The 18,858-nt window shown below is 42.0% G+C and carries 9 protein-coding genes and 1 tRNA gene; 5 read left to right on the top strand and 5 right to left on the bottom strand.

Annotation, left to right across the window (positions count from 1 at the left end; all coding sequences use genetic code 11):
• Window positions 1–547 precede the first annotated feature (547 nt).
• The 4 genes from ACDQ55_RS10270 to ACDQ55_RS10255 all read right to left on the bottom strand — a co-directional run bounded on the left by ACDQ55_RS10270 (window position 548) and on the right by ACDQ55_RS10255 (window position 9,752).
• Entirely contained in the window at window positions 548–1,036 is a 489-nt protein-coding gene (locus tag ACDQ55_RS10270; protein WP_420981292.1) for a hypothetical protein, read from the bottom strand.
• A gap of 62 nt (window positions 1,037–1,098) precedes the next feature.
• Window positions 1,099–5,481 carry a DUF6443 domain-containing protein gene (locus tag ACDQ55_RS10265; RefSeq protein ID WP_420981291.1) on the bottom strand — a complete coding sequence of 1,461 codons (4,383 nt, stop codon included), beginning with the start codon at window positions 5,479–5,481 and terminating at the stop codon, window positions 1,099–1,101.
• A 109-nt stretch (window positions 5,482–5,590) separates the two neighbouring features.
• Complete coding sequence (locus ACDQ55_RS10260) at window positions 5,591–8,980, bottom strand: hypothetical protein (protein ID WP_420981290.1); 3,390 nt, start codon at window positions 8,978–8,980, stop codon at window positions 5,591–5,593.
• 698 nt (window positions 8,981–9,678) lie between these two features.
• Window positions 9,679–9,752: transfer RNA gene (locus ACDQ55_RS10255), tRNA-Arg, on the bottom strand.
• A 134-nt stretch (window positions 9,753–9,886) separates the two neighbouring features.
• Here ACDQ55_RS10255 and ung point away from each other — a divergent pair.
• Complete coding sequence (gene ung, locus ACDQ55_RS10250; protein ID WP_420981289.1) at window positions 9,887–10,558, top strand: uracil-DNA glycosylase; 672 nt, start codon at window positions 9,887–9,889, stop codon at window positions 10,556–10,558.
• A gap of 11 nt (window positions 10,559–10,569) precedes the next feature.
• The gene (locus ACDQ55_RS10245; protein ID WP_420981288.1) at window positions 10,570–11,313 is read left to right on the top strand and encodes a lysophospholipid acyltransferase family protein; all 744 of its coding nucleotides are present in this window, start codon (window positions 10,570–10,572) and stop codon (window positions 11,311–11,313) included.
• 56 nt (window positions 11,314–11,369) lie between these two features.
• On the opposite strand, the gene ACDQ55_RS10240 is transcribed toward ACDQ55_RS10245, so the two are convergent.
• On the bottom strand, window positions 11,370–14,159 hold the full coding sequence (locus ACDQ55_RS10240; protein ID WP_420981287.1) for a putative LPS assembly protein LptD: 2,790 nt from the start codon (window positions 14,157–14,159) through the stop codon (window positions 11,370–11,372).
• A 185-nt stretch (window positions 14,160–14,344) separates the two neighbouring features.
• On the opposite strand from ACDQ55_RS10240, the gene ACDQ55_RS10235 reads away from it, so the two are divergent.
• The 3 genes from ACDQ55_RS10235 (at window position 14,345) to ACDQ55_RS10225 (ending at window position 18,803) form a co-directional block, all read left to right on the top strand.
• Window positions 14,345–15,574, top strand: a complete 1,230-nt coding sequence (locus ACDQ55_RS10235; protein WP_420981286.1) for an N-acetylmuramoyl-L-alanine amidase family protein — start codon at window positions 14,345–14,347, stop codon at window positions 15,572–15,574.
• A gap of 334 nt (window positions 15,575–15,908) precedes the next feature.
• Window positions 15,909–16,907: an MlaD family protein gene (locus ACDQ55_RS10230; protein WP_420981285.1), complete on the top strand. Its 999-nt coding sequence runs from the start codon at window positions 15,909–15,911 to the stop codon at window positions 16,905–16,907.
• Window positions 16,908–16,916: 9 nt separating this feature from the next.
• Entirely contained in the window at window positions 16,917–18,803 is a 1,887-nt protein-coding gene (locus tag ACDQ55_RS10225) for an OstA-like protein (RefSeq protein WP_420981284.1), read from the top strand.
• Window positions 18,804–18,858: the final 55 nt, after the last annotated feature.

The following is an 18,858-nucleotide window of genomic DNA, read 5'->3' as shown; positions in this document are numbered from 1 at the left end:
GATACAGCCACACTTAACCGCATTCAAGATATAAACAAACTTTCACCTAAAGACAAGGAACTCGTATATGAGTTCCTCGATTCTTTCATCGCTAATAGAAAAATTAAAAACGTATTGCAATAAAATTATTTCAATGTTTACCAGTCATCATATTATTTACTGACAGGAATAAAAGGATTGAAGCTGCCTCCATTCTTCGGCCTCCATCGATTCCTGTCTTATTATCGCAAACAACTTTTCTCCTATTAATAATTTTATCACTTTCGCTTCCTGTACACATCGGATTTCCTTCTTGGGCAGAGTAATGTCCTTTCGTCTAAAAAAACTATTATTCACAAAACTGAATTTCACTTCCGTTCCCTCTGTTTTCATAAGGCTTAACTCATTCCTGTTAAGATAGAACATGTACAGCATCCCCCCAAAAATCGCTACCATACTTAGGAAGTATTTATAACTCATATGAAGGTCAGATAGCAAAAAAAATAAGCAAACAAGTATCCCTGATACCACAAACAATCTTGTCATCATTCTGGTTAAAAAAACTGCTTTAAATTGAATCACCATCGTTATCATTTTTTATCTTCTCAAACATTTTATATATAGCTAACATCTCTTCTGATGTCCATCCCAGATTACGCTTTTCCCTGATCTCTGCAAGCATCTTTTTATGCTCCTTTATTCTTAACGTTAAGGGTGAAACTCCTCTGCCATATCTTATTCGGGCATACATCACCGACATATCGCTGTAATAGACCTGTTTAACAAATTTGAAAATAAGGAACTGATAAAAATGAACAAAACATTGTTTTTTATCATTGTCAAAAATGATCTTATAGACATACCTTTCTTTTTTATCGCCCATCCTTAAGCACAATAATGCTAAAACACCGGATTCACTGACTAAAACATTCTTCAGGAACCAGCCTCCAAATACGAAGATCAGTATCGCATGCAAGAAAAAGGAAAGCACCAGAACCTGGTTTAATGTAATCCAGTTAATCAATTTTTTTCTTTTCTTAATTACGTAAACAATCACTTTTCTAATAGTATTATGATAATTTTAGTAATCCACCTTCATCACGCTAACCACCATTTCACTTATCGTAAAAATCCTTTGAAAGTGGGATCAAGGAAGTTAGGTGTTTCAGGTTTCTTAGCACCAGCACTGTTTTGATCCGTTCTACCGGTATTACTACCGGTATTTACATTGGGTGCTGCTCCAGATCCTGTTCCGTTCTGAGGAATAACACTTTTTACTGTATTGCCAACTTTTGTACTAACGGATGTATTCGACCCGGTTGCCATATTATATATATCGTTAGCTGTATAAACAGCCTGCGTGGTTGTTACTACCGCATCTCTCGCGTTTGTTGGCACACCTCCTAAAGCTACTGAAACACCCAGATCGGTAACAGAACCAACATTACGTGCTACTGGCTGGTTATTTCCCATTGCAGCATCAACAGCCATACCAGAGGCTTCGAACACCCCCCCGGGTATATTACCTGCAGAATTGTTATCTTTTATCCCTGCTATTACCATACCTATTCCCAATCCTGTTGCAGGAATGCTTGTTGAAACCAGCGCGGCCCCGCCTACCTGGCCTACACCAAAAGTAGGTGATATGATTGCTGCGCCTCCTACTACTGTGCCAACTACTCCACCGACGGTAGTCGCCACTCCTTTTAATATTGCATCCCAATCTGTATATCCTTTAATATCAATTCTCCGGATTGGATTGTTTAAAACATATACATATGGGGAGGATTCATAGTAACGTTCACTCATAGAATCTATCACATGCCATCTCCCTATCTGCTGATCGTACATTCTTTTCCCATAATCATACCATTCCAACCCACTCCCATCACCGAACTCCTTACTCTGCAACTCTTTCCCATTATATTTCAACCTATTCTCCGCATAATTCGAGCCTTTGAGCGCATTGGAACTTATCCCCGTCATGGTGAGTCCAAACGGATAATAATGTGTCTCCTCTAGCAAGGGACCAGTTGTCTGTGTTACAATTATATCATCAAAGAACACATCCTGCTCACTCTCATTACTGGTGTAAACGTACAGGAAACCACTCTTTGCAATTGCCATCTTCTCCTGTGTCAGGTGCTGCAGCTGGTCAGGTACTGCTTTCACCTGCTTTACTCCGCTATTCTCATCTACTAAAATAAACTGATCGTCGAACAATACAAAATTAAGATAAGCTTTCGGCCTACCTGGCTGTTGTTGATCCAATTCCTTCTCTTTCAACCGCTGGTAATCATTGTTATAAAAATTGCTATTGAAAGGCATTGCCTGGCTTGCTGGAGCCATGCCATGGGAAGCATCAGGGGAAGCATTGCCTGAAAATGCATGTACCAGGTCTGCCAACATATTTTCCACCGATGCAGCCCCCTCATTTTTATCCTTATAATCTATGGACTTATAAAACGCTTTGGCGCCTATCTGTATCGTATCTCCTGCCATTACACGCAATACCAAGGAGGGGCCAATTTTCTTCCCCCCGTTTAGTGCAGTCAGTTTGGCTACCGATTCATTTTTACCCATGTTTTCAGCTATAGGATATCCAGCCGGTCTGGCAGCACGCGTATCATCCACGTTACTGAATAAAGCATCCTCCTTAGCTGCATTAGCTGTTTCCATGGTAGCCGCATACATCGAAAAGTCTGATTGCTCTGTTAATACCACTCGTATATTACCGAGGTGGTCCTTCTCAAAATAGTCATATACATAGTCCACCGGCTGTCCTGTTCTAAACACTGTACGGATACGCCCTTCTTCATGACTCACAAGCTGGAGGGTATCATTCTGATAAACAAAACCGCCTATATAATCTGTAATAGTGATCCTGGCCGGAGTTACAGTAAGATCTGTTACTGTTTTCTTCAACTTATTCCCTGCTGCATCGTATTGGTATTCAATATTCCCTTTACCCTGGATGATAATGACCTCCGGCTGATTCAGGTGATTATAGCTGATGGAGGTGATATGTTTATTTTGATCTTTTGTCAGGTTACCATTACCATCATAGGCATAGTCGTCGTCAGTATTGGTACCGTCGATGAAATCCCCCAATTTGGCGTCGGCAGTAACCGCCGGATCTGCTACCGTCATTAATTTGTTGCTATTGACAGCGTAACTGTAAGTAAGCTGATCTATCGTTGTAGAAAGGGCAGCGCCTATTCCCCCTTTCTGCGTCATGGTACTGATATTCCCATTTGCATCATAAGTAAGTCCGCTAACGGAAAAATCCTTTGTATTGTTTGTCCAGGCAGCATCGGGGGTGTCCTGCTGGGTAAAATCTGCCTTCGTTAACCTACTGGTCTTATCATAACTATAGCCATAAGCACGGGTAATCTCGTCCGACCGGCTTTTCCATTTAGCACCTGCAATATTGCCGTTGAATTGACTGGTGGCAAAACCATAGTCGTAACTCAGCTCCTGCCCGAACCAATTAGTGGTAGCCATAGTGGCATTCCCATTTACAAAGGCCTTATTAATCCCCCTTAGCCAACCCCGGAGATTATATTCGTAGCTTAGGGAATCCAACTGCGTAGTGGCACCAGTTACATTCAACCGTTTATGTTTCAGTTGCCCCAGTTCATCATAACTATTCTCTGCTATCGTTCTCTCAAGACTTGTATTATCATTCAACTGCTTCCCGATGGCAATCACCCTGCCTGCATGATCATATTGCATAGTTGTAAGCACTGTGGTTTGAGGGGTAACGCCACTACGGGGATCCTTATGGCGAAGATAACTACTGAGTAATTTCCCTCGAAAATTATACAGGGAGGTGGTTACATCCTTGCCACCAGTGTGGTTGTCTGCTACAGTCTGAATCACCCTTCCCTTATCATCATAATAAGTACTGGCAACCAGCCACTGTTCTGTTCCCAATATCCTGACCCTCATACCCGTTACCAATCCTCTTGTCCTAGTACTTGCAGAGGCCGGCAATGCCTCTGCATAAGGGTTAGTGCCTGCCCGAGGTTTAGCTATATCACCGGTTTCGTAGTTTAGCTTACCAGAATAATTATAATTATCATAATAGGTATAGGTCAATGGTAACAGAGCACTAACTGGTATACCCGGCAAAGGATTGGTGGCAATAACAGTATCTGTGCTGCTGGTAATGCCAGGGTTAATTTCCGCCGTGAACTGTCCTGTCTCCGAGTCAAAACTATCCTGGAAGATAATGCTATTAGATGCCTGATAAAGGGTGTTCCCCTCGTAGGTACCGAGCACCAGATCTGCCACACCTTTAAAAGTATAAAAAATAGACGCTGTATTGGAAACAGCACTGTTCATACTTGTCTGTAACACCTCCCTGGTCGTAACCGCATTATACAGTGCCGTCATGGTGGGTCGATTTAAGCCATCATAAAAAGTCGCCAACCATTGATTGGCTTCCTTCATATTGCCATCACGGCTAAATACCATCCGGTCGCGGACATCATAGACTATCTCTGTGGAGTCTGCCCCCGGGATCTTTTTAATAATCATCCGGTTATGATCATCATACCGGTAAATGAAACAAAGTTCTGCCGCAATGTCAGGGGTAACTATCCAATTATTAGTAATGGCTGCCACCGCCTTTGGCGTAATTACAAAACGCAAGCTGCCCAGATTATCATACACGTAATACGTGCACAACCAGCCCATATGCCCAGTACCGGGGGAGGCTTCCAGCTGTATTTTCCTCAGAACTACATGCTGCTCTCTGTCTTTATATTCCACTACCTGATTTCCGGTTTCATCGATAGTTACATTCTTATATAGCTCACCGGCAGCATATATGCGGCTACTGGTGGGAATAACGGAGATAGATTCCCAAACCCGCACCGAATCTGCAATAGAATTTACCAAGTACTGATATTGCACAGGGCGGTTGCCGCCACGTTCTGTCGTAACCGGATCATTTTTAGCCCAGCTGTTACCAGTTGTATACATGCGGAGAACACGGTTCAAAGGGGAGACTTCATAATCAATCCGGTTATAAAATATATTTTCCCCTGAAGCGCCGGGCATTAAAGTAGCGTTTTGGTAAAAAGCCTTCTGCTCACTAAAAGGATCATTTTTAAATTTCCCGTCACTCGTATCTCTAGTCTGCTGCACATATGGAAGATATTTAAACTGTTCCATACCAAACTGGTCATATATCACGGGGGCCACCAGATCTTTGCCGCCGGTAGCATTTATATCTGCAGTACCGCTAAGCCCTTTGGCTATCGTTTGTAATAGACGGCCCAATCCATCAAAGTATTGTGTAGTTTGCTTTACCTCCTTTACGGTACGGCCGGCAGCAGTCACAACACTGGGATTCGAAGTAGGCATATCCGGTTCCCACGTCCGGATATAATTAAGAGAGGTGTTTGTATAGGTAGCAGGCAGTGCTACGGGAGCTGCTACTACAGGTCCCGCCCCTGCTGGAACATTTTGCGCCCGGGCAAAGTTAATGCCCATTGCTAGAACAATCAGCAGACATCTGTATAAGTAGGGGGAATTAAACATATTAATTATTTCAGAGGTATAAATCATTTGAATATTTAGTCATCGTAAACCCAACCTTGCATCAGTTTGCAGGACACCCTTCTGGCTGGCCGGCATAGTTATAGCAAAAACGCTTGAGAATATAATTATATTCATCCCTGATACATTTCAACCTGTTGGATTCATCATATTCATAAAAGAATGCCTTTCCATTGGGATCGGTTTCTGTGATCATTCCCACCAAAGGCTGATAGGTATAGGTAGATATTTGTACCAGCGGATTGGTAGAAAAGTACGAACGCATAGATGTGAGCTGTGCTACTATCTGTGCTGCTGTCCCATTATTCAAAAGCGCCGTGTCCACATGCGCCAGCACAGTACTATAATCACTGCCAACAATCCGTGCAACTGGATATTGGCCTTTATATCCCCACAGATAAACAGTTTTAACTTCATTTGCCAATTGCTGTTCCAGTATATTGCCCTTGGTATCATATTGATTGTTGGAAGCCCTTAATACTAATGGGGTGTTAATGCCAGCTTGGGTAGAGATAGATTCCGGCAAGAACATACCCTGATTAAAGGAGGCGTATTGTACACGCTCCCGACTAAACTGTGTACCACTACGGATATTAAATATTTCAATCGAAGGAGAGATATAATTAGCATTCACCATATTCTGGTACACCCCTGTAAAATCAAGACCTTCAGATACCATTTTTCGCGGATGGAAATATCTGCTGGTCAGCACGTAACCCTTACTGTCATAAGTTGACTCTTCCTCCATATTCTTATCATCACTATTATACTTATAGAAAGTTGTGGTAATTAGATTCCCTGCCTGGCTATAATCAATGTTAATAGCAGTATCCAGCTTCTCCCAACTACTATAGTTCTCATAATAATTAATCATATAGTTGCCAATCTGATCCCCCCGATCCTTTGCCGGCATCGCTATTAAACATACTGAGTAATTGTGGTAGGGAGATTGTACAACAGAATGTCTCCATCGATGCTCTTTCAACACATTATAAATACCTGCAGATTTGGTTCCTATATACCTCTCTCGTTCCAGGCCGTTGTTCCAGGCGAAATCTTCCATCTCTGGATTAACTGCTGTTGCAGTAGGATATCTCTCACACCACCATGCAGCAAAGCCATTAGCATTTACTTCATAATTACTGGCAGTAAATGAAGTGGAAGCACTATCCAAGAATTCAGTTATTTGTGAATAGGCATACGGTAATCCTTTATAAACATTTATATCCGTATTACTATTGGGTAAAAGCCGGTATGTTTCATAAGCGTAAATATTGCTGATGATATGTATGGGACCAGCAGGAGAGGTCGGCAAATTAATATAATCATAACAGATATCCATCCCCGTAGCACGATATTTACCTGGAGTAGCAACAACCAAAGAACTGGAATCAGGATAAATAGTCAGCTGGCCCTTATCTACCTTAAAATGATTATAATCATATAATCTCACCAAGTCATTATTATTAGAGCGGGTGATTACCTTTTTAACGCGGTATCCCACAAATATTGAATCCACTAGCTCCTGTACCATCCCATTAGAATAATACATGGTGGCTCTTAAGGCCGTATGTTTTCCCTGCAGGTTAATGAGAAGGTTATACTCTTCGTTAGGATAAAATGTAAGATAACCATCAGGAGCGGGCACCCCATTTACATAAAAGGTAGTACTCCTGGTTGCCCCCAATCTCAAATCAATCTGATCACCCATCCTGGGAAAATCCATAGGGCCATTAGGACCAATCAGCTGTACTTGTGCATATGCTTCTGCTCCATCCGGATCGGTAGGTGAAGCGGCGCCATTATCCAGGAAACATTCAAATACCAGTGTTACTTTACTTTCCACATCCACCCCCATTGTAAAAAAATTACCGTTATAGTTCACATCCTCATCGGTGCTGTACCAATCTGATATAGACCTGATATCATCATGGGATACTATTGTTTTGAACCGGTTCTGTTCATATAAAATGGTATCGCTACCGCCAGTAGGATATTCAATTCTATTGAGTAAACCAGCACCGCCTACTATAGATGTAGACCTGTCTGCATAAGGATAGTTGATACCCAGGCCATCCAGTCCGTCTATAGCCACCTGAGGTACTGTACTTACATTCGACTTACCATTATAACAACCCAGATAATCCTTTGAGAAGGAAAAGCGGTGTGGCAATACAGTAGGCGAATTATAATTGAATTTATACGCCAGATCTTCTTCTGCATTCTTTACATGTAAAGCCTTTAAAAAATAACGTGTATTCAGTGACGTTTGCTCTGTCACTAGATCTGATTGATCCAGATTTTGCTGCAATACGGGTTCAAATGGAGCAGTAGCACTTGCTTTTTCATATTCCAACCCTATATGCTTGATAATTTTCGAACCATTAGAAAGTGTAATACCGTTCAATAAACCTTCATTTACTATATCATTACGCCCCAGGTAATCAAAAACCATTGTAAAGTTATCACCAGTCACCATACTCAGTAATTTTGTACTGGTCACTTTATGCCTTACACAGGTAGCTCTATTGTTATTATAACCATTATACATGTCACCCTCCTCATCCTGTCGGGAACATGGTAACGTTTTATTATTGTACGAAGTAAAAATATAGAATTCAGTAAAATCATAGATATAAGAGAATGATGCAGACTGATAGGCAAACGAAATAGTACTACCGGCAGGAGAAATCATGCTGCAAACAAACCATGCTGTAGCTACCTGAGAGTACATATTGGGATTATCAACATCACAGCTATTCTCGCTGCTAAATTTTGTCGTTTCTATCTCTTTGCTGAAATCATACTTAACTCCATCAGGAGTGGTAATAGTAAAAGTATATGTAGGAGAAACAGATAAGATGTCAATTTTTACATTATTCTTTTGATTGAGGATAACAGCCTTATTCTCTCTGATAATAAACTGACCGGAGGATCCTAACAGGTTATAACTAAATATATCATACTGTCCGTCGATACTGGTATTATGGGTAGCAAGCGCCTGGGCTTTAGCCAACGTAGCAGCTGAATAATCACCTCCATTGCGCTCTCCAAAAACATTTGTCTCATCAGCAGTTCTTGATAAGGCTCTTTCATCAGGAATACCTTTTACCACTCTCGTAATAATTGGCATCAGGTTTTCCTTCCATCCTATCCCTACCCTGCTGCCCCAATCATCCACCTTGATACCAGTAGAATTATAATTAATTGAAGGACTGTATATCAAATCACGCTGCCTAATTTCTAACAAAGAGATACTTTTGCTGATTCCGCCGGTATTTTTCTGAACATCCACACCTCCATAAGTTCCCAATGCGGCAACCATAGGCGAAGGCGTTAGATGCTGATTAAACTGGCCGATAGATCTTGTCTGAGCCTGTAGTAACAAGCCACATAAAAAACAACATGTAATAGAGAAATAAACTTTTAACATAATACAGTATTAAAAAGTATCGCAGTAACAGCATACATCTGCTACTACAAGGGTTAATAAAAGCCGGTGAATGTCCTTGCAGGTTATACAATTTACACTGTACAACCGGACATCTCGGATCACTGCGATGCAGTTTGCGATTGCATATCAATGTCATATTCTAGCTGGTCATGGAAAGATTCCACCTAACGGGTTACGATCAAATTTTTAATCAGTGGATTGTATTTTCATCTTGTATGCGGAACGTTTTTTCTTTACTAAATATAGACTGGAATGAACTTTCCAAGCATCTACTTTCGTAACAAAAAGCAAAAGGTTAATAAGGCATGTACTGGTACAGACTATAAAAAAAATTATAAAGGGTAAGGGCTAATAATGAACAATAATTGGGCAACTATGGTGAATGCCGATACCACAAAATACATCCCTGATTGCATAAATGTATAGGGCATATCACTAAATTAACAGTCTGATAATATTCAGCTCTTATACCAGTTAGGGAAACAGCGTAATTACATATTGCTGTTTTACTATCTCCTACGGTTAGGATGAAATTATCTCATAACTACATTATGAATAAAATTAAAGCAGGAAAGAAATAAAATTTTCATGAAAGGTTAACTGCAAGAATCACTGTATTTGTTACTATAAAAAAAGAGAGAATTATAAAACCCGCACTTAGCGCGGGTTTTATTTTGTGTCCCGGATTGGATTCGAACCAATGACCTACTGCTTAGAAGGCAGTTGCTCTATCCAGCTGAGCTACCGAGACTTACATCTTTATTTCCCTTGTGATGTGAAATAAATTCCTATATTTATCTCTCATTTTGGGAGTGCAAATTTATGTAAATTTATCTCAATAAATCAAATTTAATTTATTTTTCTTTAAATATTGATGTGAATACAATGGATGTACAAATTGAATCAAGCTGGAAGGAAGCGCTGAAAGACGAATTTAATAAACCTTATTTTGGCCAGATTGTGATGTTCCTTAAGCACGAAAAAGCCCTGGGAAAAGTAATCTATCCTCCTGGTAACCTGATTTTTAACGCCTTTGATAAAACACCTATCAACGAGGTAAAAGTAGTGATCCTCGGGCAAGACCCCTACCACGGCGCAGGTCAGGCACACGGTTTGAGCTTTTCTGTACCAGATGGCGTAAAACCTCCCCCATCCCTGGTAAATATTTATAAAGAAATGAAAACCGATCTGGGCCTCGAAATCCCTGAAAGCGGTAACCTTACCAAATGGGCGGAAAACGGCGTACTGCTGCTGAACGCATTTCTCACCGTAAGAGCCGGAGAACCTGCTTCACACAGCAAAATAGGCTGGGGAGATTTTACCGACGCCGTTATACGCAAAATCTCCGACCAGCGGAAAGATGTGGTATTCTTATTATGGGGCCGGTTTGCACAGGATAAACAATATCTGATTGATACTACTAAACATCATATCCTGCAAGCTGCCCACCCTTCTCCATTTAGCGCTGATAAAGGATTTTTTGGATGCAGGCATTTTTCAAAAACCAATGAAATACTAACAAAGGCAGGCATTGCACCTGTAGACTGGAGACTATAAAAATCACAACGATGTTTAAAAATATCTTCGGCAGACTATTCGCCCTGTACGCTTTATTGCTATTTGCAGGCACAATGCTGATTGTATTTATTCCTATCTGGATACTTTCTTTCTTTCCCGATCCTAAGAAATCAAAAGGCTTTCTGATCATTGGCCGTGTATGGATGAAAGTATATTTTCCATTGATCGGATGTCCTGTCAGCAAAAAAGGACTGGAATATTTTGCTCCCGGACAAACCTATGTAGTGGTATGCAATCATAACTCACTCATGGACGTACCCGTTACTACAGCAGGTATTCCCGGTATCAATAAAACCCTGGCTAAAGCATCAATGGGCAAAATACCACTGTTCGGGGTGATGTACAGGATAGGCGGCATCATGGTAAACCGTAGCAGTGAAGCCAGCAGGAAACAAAGTGTAGCAGAAATGAAACAGGCACTCAAAATGGGCATTCATATACTGCTATACCCCGAAGGCACCCGCAACCGTACACCAGATCCATTAAAATCATTTTACGACGGCGCCTTCACCCTCGCTATTGATACGCAATTACCATTAATACCTTCTTTACTTTTTCATACCAGGAAGATATTGCCGCCAGAAAGAAAATTCTTCGCCTGGCCACACCATATAGCATACCATTTCCTTCCCCCTGTACCTACTACAGGGCTCACACGGGATGATATCCCTGCTTTCAAAGAACAAATATTTAAGCTGATGTGGGATTATTACGTTGCCAATAACCACAAATAAAAATCCTGCACAGGGCAAACCCTGTGCAGGAAATATCCAAAACAGCCAATGCTGCGCTAAAGATCGTAAAACTGCCTCGATCGGTTGATACGTAAGTCCCGAAGGATACCGGCTTTCGGGTTAATTGTAATACTGAACTGCCGGAAGGTACCAAATGGTATCAGGTTAATAGACATCTGCCAACAATGGAGATCCCTCGAAATAAACATATTCGTATAAGCGATCTGCATATGGGTAAAATCAAAGCCACTGCTCACTCCTATCTTCCATTTAGGCGTAAGACTAAAATCACCATTAACGCTAACATATTGGGTGATGCGCCTTACCACTCCACCAGAATCAGGGATAATGAGATTGGTATAAGATAAACTATAAGACAGATCTAAACGCCAGGGAATATCAAAGTCTACATACTCTCCCGGATTATTACGCACCATTTGCAATTGCCGCTGCTGTGCCGCATAAGCAGCATCCGCATTAGGTACGTTTTCAATAGAATCTATTTTCTGTTCTTTGGCCTCCGCTTTCTTATCTTTCGACTGGAAAGAAGTACTCATAGACACACTGGCATTTGTAAGCCTGCCCAAGCTTACCTTACCCTGCTGCCATACATATTTATCAATACGACGGCCACGGGCATCCACCTGGTAAGGGTCCAGGTTACCACTGGCAGAGATATTCAGTTTGTCGAACAAATTAGTACGGGCATACAAGCTGAAAGTAGATAACTTAAAGGAATCTGCTACCAGGTTGTAACTACCATTAATACCAAAACCATCCAATAACTTCACCTTCTTTTCATGGTTGGCGGTGGTGTCTTTTTTAGAGAACACCTTCATCTCCAGATTATTATCCAGGCCAAAGTTGATACCACCAAAAGCGCCGGGAGCAGGCACCCCTATAATGGCGCCATCAAACTGGGATACTCGCTCTATATCTCCTTCCCTATTGTACTGCAGGTTATAATAATATTGACTGGAGAGATCCGGCCTGTAACTAACACTTACCGTAGGGCGCATTACGTGGCGGATAGCCTTAACCTTGGAATTTTTACCGAAAGCATACATACCATATAAAGCGGTAGACAACGACATACTGGCGCTGATATCGCGGGCAGTATAAAAGCCTGGTTGATAAGTAGTATCTATGGCACCCAAAGTATCCAAACCCGGATTGAATTTATTAGGGTCCCATTTACGGATAAATTTCTTGGCATACCAATATTCCGTGTAGTTGATCCCTGGCGACAAAGTAAAAGTTTTAAACACCGGGATAGAGAACGAAATAGGAACATTATGTTGCATACCGGTTTGCATCGCATCAAACATTTGCCTTGTACCAAACAGGGAATCCTTAAAATTCGCCTGGTTACGCAGGATATTGTTATATGATATCCCTATTTTCTCATACCACTTGGGATTTCCATTTATTTCTTTCGGCTGGAAAGGATAAATCGTGTTTACCGTAAATGTCGCGTCCGGAAAAGAAAGCGATACATCGCGGGTACTGAGGTTCTGGGAATGGTTGAGGCCCACGCTCAGGTTATAAGGTTTGCCCTGCCAGCTTTTGGAGTAGGTAATGGAAGATCCGATATTATTATTTACACGCGTATTATAATCATACACATTGTATCTGTTGTAAGAAGAAGTACCGAAATTCACAGCAGCACCAAAATTCACCCCCGGGCGGGCTTTACTGTCCATACTATGGTTCCAGGTTACCCGGAAGTCTCTGGAAGTGCTGAACTCCGATTTTACGGCCGGATCACCGAAACGCGTATTGGCGAAACTGAGGTTAAGGCCTCCGCTATATTTATACCGCTTGCGGTAGGTAGGACTGGCAGTAAGACCCCAGCTGCCATAAGAGTACACGTCGCCTCTCATAGTAAGGTCAAAATGTTCCCCCAAGCCCAGGTAGTATCCCCCGTTTTCCAGCCCGATCCCCTTTTGCTGGTTCACCACATATTGAGGAGGTAAAATACCGGAGCTCTGCCCTTGTGTAATGGGGAAAATCGCAAAAGGAATAAATAAGGGGGTCGGAATCCCCATAATTTCCAGGTTAGCAGGCCCTGAGATCACCAACTTATCAGGAATAACCTTTATTTTACGTGCACGGAATGCAAAGTGTGGGGTATCCAGATTACAGGTGGTATACCCATTTTTGAACCCAAAAATGGTATTATCTGCTTCTTTTTTCGTGAATTCACTCTGAATATAACCTTCTCCATACTGGGAACGGGTATTATAAATCTTCGCTTTCTGGGAAGTAAAATTATAGCGGAGCGTATCAGATTCAAAACTTTGTCCGCCATCGTTCATTACCGGGCGACCAAAAATTTTACCGGCAGTATCTAAAGCATTGGTTGCTTCCAGGATGCCGGTAGATTGGTCGAAATTCATTTTTTCAGACGACAGGTCAACCGTTTTGTACTTGGTACTGGCGGTACCATATAAATAAAACCGCTTGTCCGGCACCATTAAAATAATGGAATCCTTGGCTTTATAGGTAACCGGCGCATCTAATGTATCTTTCGATATCTTTGGCACAAAGAGCGTATCTACAGTTACAGGACCACTGGTATCTGCATGCTGGGCTAATATATCGCTATCGTTCTTCGAAGGGGCAACGGCCGCAGGCGCTTTAACCACTTTTACCTTACTGGTATCCTTCACAGGCCGGATTAGCGGTGCGGTATCTGCCAAACTTTTGTTAAAAAAAGAAATAGATTGTGGCTTTGAGCCTGCCACCGCATCTATAATAAAGGAAATGACCACCAACATACCAGCAAAAACCAGGTATGTCTGTCGGAAAAACTTTTTATAATTATTTTTGTAGCTAGCGTTCATGTGTTATGGCGGGCACAAACCTACAAGATTTTATACAATTTATTACAAAAGTTGAGTTGTATTATTTGGAATATGATAAGTGTGAAGGCAGTGGAAAGCCGCATGGAGTAAGCCAATTATTAATTTAACAGATAAAGTTATTTTTTTATTTTTTGTGAAAAATAGCACCCATTAAAATGAGAATCATGCGCTGGAACCGATTTTGGATTTTAGGACTGGGAACATTATTTACCTGTACCTTTTTTATTAAGGCCAAAAATAATCCCGTTACCCCTCAACAGGATAAGCCTATAAGAACTATTGTAATTGATGCCGGCCACGGCGGTGAAGACGCCGGCGCCAAAGGCAGTTACTCTTACGAAAAACAAATAACCCTGGATGTTGCACTGAAGCTGGGAAAACTCCTTGAGGAAAATATGCCCGATGTAAAGGTAGTGTATACACGAAAAACAGACCGCTTTGACGATCCACGTAAAAAAGCGCAGATCGCCAACGATAATAAAGGAGAGTTATTTGTGTCTATCCACTGTAACTCAACTGCTAAAGTGCGTAAAGTAACCGGTTATAAAACCGTTTATCATAAGAAAGGAAAAAAGAAAGTAGCGGTAAAAGAACCTATATATACCTACTCCCCCAGTACAGCAAAAGGTACCGAAACCTATATATGGGCTACAAGCAAAAACAACGCGAAAATGGAGTCCCTGAAACAGAACTCCGTAATTGTACTAGACGATAACTCAGAAGAAAACAAGCAACTCATGGGTGACGATCCGGAAACATTCATTCTGCTCAACACCCTGAGAAACGCCTATTTCGATCAAAGCCTCCGTCTTTCTACCCTCATTGAAGACGAATTTACCCGGGTAGGACGTATCAGCCGCGGCGCCAGACAAAGGAATGAGAAAGGTATCTGGGTACTCTCTGCTACTGCGATGCCCAGTGTATTGGTGGAACTGGGTTTCATCAGTAACCCGGAAGAAGAAGATTACCTGAACTCCGAAACTGGGCAACAGGAACTCGCCAACTGCATCTACCGGGCCATTAAACGTTACCGTGAAGAACTCGACAGGTTTACTAATACCCACAATGCAGCTCCTTCCACTACCAAAAATCATTCGAAAAATACATCTGCCATCGCTGTCCTCAAACCGCGTGGCGCCTCCAAAAGCGCTGCTCCGGTAGACAATAACGACAGCTATTGCGTACAATTACTGATTTCAGATAAAATCTATCAACCAGGAGCTTCCATCTTTAGGAAGCTCCATGGTGATATTAACCGGGAACAGGTTACGATGAACAAAAAAAAAATGAACCGATACACCTGGGGGCGGTTTAAAACAGACCAGCAAGCCTCCGGTGCCCTGCGCAAAGCACGCAAATTAGGCTTCAAAGACGCATTTGTAACCTCCTGTTAATGTGATAAATCTGATGCAATAACTCCACACCACACTACCCCAAAGCCTTTTTATATCTTAATTATATAATACCCCCACCTTCGCACCTTACGCCCTATTCTCTGTTCCAATTGCATTTTTTATTATAATCTCCTGATAATCTGCTTACTGAGCATTTTCGACTTCATTGATATCCTTTTCCCCCGCTTACCTTTACTTCTGCTGTAATGCCCTGCAGATCAACCTCTTTGCAGTTGCATGCTATCCTGATACGCCTTTTTATTCCTAACATTTTTACATGATCACTTCCCGTGCACGCTTTTTGTTTATTTTTGCGTGAACGTATACGAATCACATGCTCAAATTATCTAATGAAACCAAGGTAGGTATATTAACGGCGTTGGGTATAACCTTACTTGTGCTTGGCTTTAATTTATTGAAAGGAAAAAACCTGTTTTCACATAATAGAACCATTTATGCCGTATATAAGCAGGTAAACGGTTTACAAGCCGCTAATGCTGTGCAGATTAATGGATTGATAGTAGGTAGCGTAACAAACCTGGAAGTTAAGGATAACGACGCCTCCAGAATTCTGGTGACCCTTACCCTTACCAAAAAGATCAATATTCCACGCAATTCTGTGGCCCGTATCACCGGCGACCTGCTGGGTACTAAAACAGTACAACTGGATCTTGGTAACGCTACCGAATACCTGCAAAATGGCGATACCATCTACGCCTCTGTAGATGGCAGTATGGCAGATGCCCTGAAAGAGCAACTTACCCCACTGGTAAATAAATTGCAAGGCACCTTGTCTAATATTGATTCTGTACTGCTTGCTGTAAATGCGATACTGGATACCACCGCAAAAGGCAACCTACAGAACGCCATCCGCAACCTCAATGCCACCATGCATAATTTTACACAAACGTCCGCATCCCTCAACGGAATGCTAGACCCCAACAAGGGTAATATCCAACGTACTTTCAATAACCTGGCAGAAGTAACCGGTAACCTGAAAGATAATAATGCAAAAATTACCGGCATCCTCGATAATGCAGAAAAAGCTACCGGCGCCCTGGCAAACGGCAATATTGACAAAACCCTGCAGCAACTGCAGCTAACTGCCAATAACCTTAACCAAACCATCGCCAAACTCAATACCACCGATGGCACCGCAGGCATGCTGCTGAATGATAAAAAAGCGTACAATAACCTGCAGTACTCTCTGGGCAACCTGAATAAACTGCTGGAAGATCTTCGCGTAAATCCAAAACGGTACGTGCACTTCTCCCTATTCGGCAAAAAAGATAAAACCAAACCGCTTCCTTCCGATACAGCGGTGGCACAATAATAAGCATCAATGCATCGATACCTAAAACCAGCGATCTTGCTGGCTGTTATATGTTTACTGACAATAACAGCCAGCGCCCAGTTTCCTGCCAGGGCACCCCAGAAACCGGGCTCCGTTATTGAAATCATCCAGGCGGACACATTAATCATGAATGAACATGATTCTATTAATGTAACCCGCTTTGTAGGCAATGCCATCTTTAAACAGGGCACCACCCTGTTTTACTGCGATAGTGCGGTTAAAAACAATAAAACCAACATTGTAGATGCCTACGGGCATATTCATATCAATCAGGCCGACAGTATCCACATCTATGGCAACTTCCTCAACTACGACGGCAATACCCGCATTGCCATCTTACGGGAAAATGCCAAACTGACCGATGGAAAAGTAACAATTACCGGCCCGGAACTGGAATATGATATGAATGCCAAAATCGGTTCCTACCAACACGGTGGCAAACTGGTAAATGGTAAAAGTGTGCTCACCAGCGAAGAAGGATATTACTATACAGAAACCAAGGAAATGCACTTCCTACGGAATGTGTTGCTGGTAGATCCGGAATACACGTTGACAACCAACGAACTGTTGTATAATACTGCCACCAAAATAGCCACCATTGTAGCGCCTACTACTATCAACAACAACGACAAAACCGTGATGTATGCCACCAGTGGCTATTACGACACAGAAAAAGGCTATGGTAATTTTGGCAACCGGCCCACTATTGAAGATAGTACCGCCACTATTACGGCAGACAATATAGAAATGGATAAGCAAACCAATATGGCTTATGCAACCGGCAACATGGTATACCGCGATACTGCCCGGAAAATGTCGCTACTGGCCAATAGAGGCGTGGTAAATCAAACGGCTAAAACAGTGCTGGCTACTCAAAAACCACTGCTGATCATGGAACGTAACAAAGATACGATCTACATGGCGGCAGATACCCTGTTCTCTGGCGTGGTAAAACCAAACGACAGCCTCGCTATCCCTTCTGTGGCAGGGTTAAGGCGTGTTCCGGAACCACCCACTAAAAATCTCAAATCAATTAAAACCAAACGACCGCAAGAAGTATTCTCTGCTACCATTTCACCTGTTAATAAAGGCGATGTTATTGCCCAACAACAACGAGACAGTATACCTGCCAGCATCATGATGTTTGTAGCCGACAGTGCATTGAACAGAACCAGGCAACGCCTGGATACCTCCCTGGTAAAAATGGTGAAAATAGCGCCGGTACCGGATGCTAAAATACAAGACTCTTTGCCCGGCGTGAAACATTACGCCGACAGCATGGCACTGAATAAACCTAAAGACACTGCCGAACAACGCTATGTATTGGCTTATCACCATGTAAGAATGTTTTCAGATTCCCTGCAAGGCGTAGCAGACAGCGTTTACTATAGTTCCCAAGACTCTGTTTTCAGATTCTATGGCGATCCGGTGCTCTGGTCTAATAACACTACCCAGCTCAGTGGCGATACCATCCTGATGTTTACCAAAAACCAAACCGTAGATAAAATGCTGTTGAAAAACAACGGCTTCATCATCAACGAAGCAGGGCCCGGGATGTTTAACCAGATTAAAGGCGCCACCATTACTGGCTATGTAGTAGATGAAAAACTCAATTGGCTGCACGTAGAAGGAAATGCGGAAACGATCAATTACATTAAAGATAACTCCGGCGCATATATGAGTGTGAACAAAGCCCAATGTGCGATCATTAATATCTATATGCTGAACAACGAAGTCAATAAAGTAGTATTGATCAAAGATCCGGAAGGTACTGTATATCCGTTTACCCAACGCCCGGTAGACCAGCTGCAACTGGAAAACTTTAAATGGGATATTAAACGGCAACCCAAAACTAAGTATGAGTTAATGCAATAATATCCATTACCGAACTTATATGCCGATCCCTGGTTACCTGCGCTGGAAATAAGCT

Source organism: Chitinophaga sp. 30R24 (genome assembly GCF_049056765.1).
Classification (GTDB): Bacteria; Bacteroidota; Bacteroidia; order Chitinophagales; family Chitinophagaceae; genus Chitinophaga.
This window is presented reverse-complemented; position numbering and strand designations above follow the sequence as displayed.

What these genes read in the sequence shown, in the direction of transcription:
- ACDQ55_RS10265 (WP_420981291.1), bottom strand. Translation starts at nt 5,481, where the DNA reads ATGGGCATTAACTTTGCCCGGGCGCAAAATGTTCCAGCAGGGGCGGGA.
- ACDQ55_RS10260 (WP_420981290.1), bottom strand. Translation starts at nt 8,980, where the DNA reads ATGTTAAAAGTTTATTTCTCTATTACATGTTGTTTTTTATGTGGCTTG.
- ung (WP_420981289.1), top strand. Translation starts at nt 9,887, where the DNA reads ATGGATGTACAAATTGAATCAAGCTGGAAGGAAGCGCTGAAAGACGAA.
- ACDQ55_RS10245 (WP_420981288.1), top strand. Translation starts at nt 10,570, where the DNA reads ATGTTTAAAAATATCTTCGGCAGACTATTCGCCCTGTACGCTTTATTG.
- ACDQ55_RS10240 (WP_420981287.1), bottom strand. Translation starts at nt 14,159, where the DNA reads ATGAACGCTAGCTACAAAAATAATTATAAAAAGTTTTTCCGACAGACA.
- ACDQ55_RS10235 (WP_420981286.1), top strand. Translation starts at nt 14,345, where the DNA reads ATGCGCTGGAACCGATTTTGGATTTTAGGACTGGGAACATTATTTACC.
- ACDQ55_RS10230 (WP_420981285.1), top strand. Translation starts at nt 15,909, where the DNA reads ATGCTCAAATTATCTAATGAAACCAAGGTAGGTATATTAACGGCGTTG.
- ACDQ55_RS10225 (WP_420981284.1), top strand. Translation starts at nt 16,917, where the DNA reads ATGCATCGATACCTAAAACCAGCGATCTTGCTGGCTGTTATATGTTTA.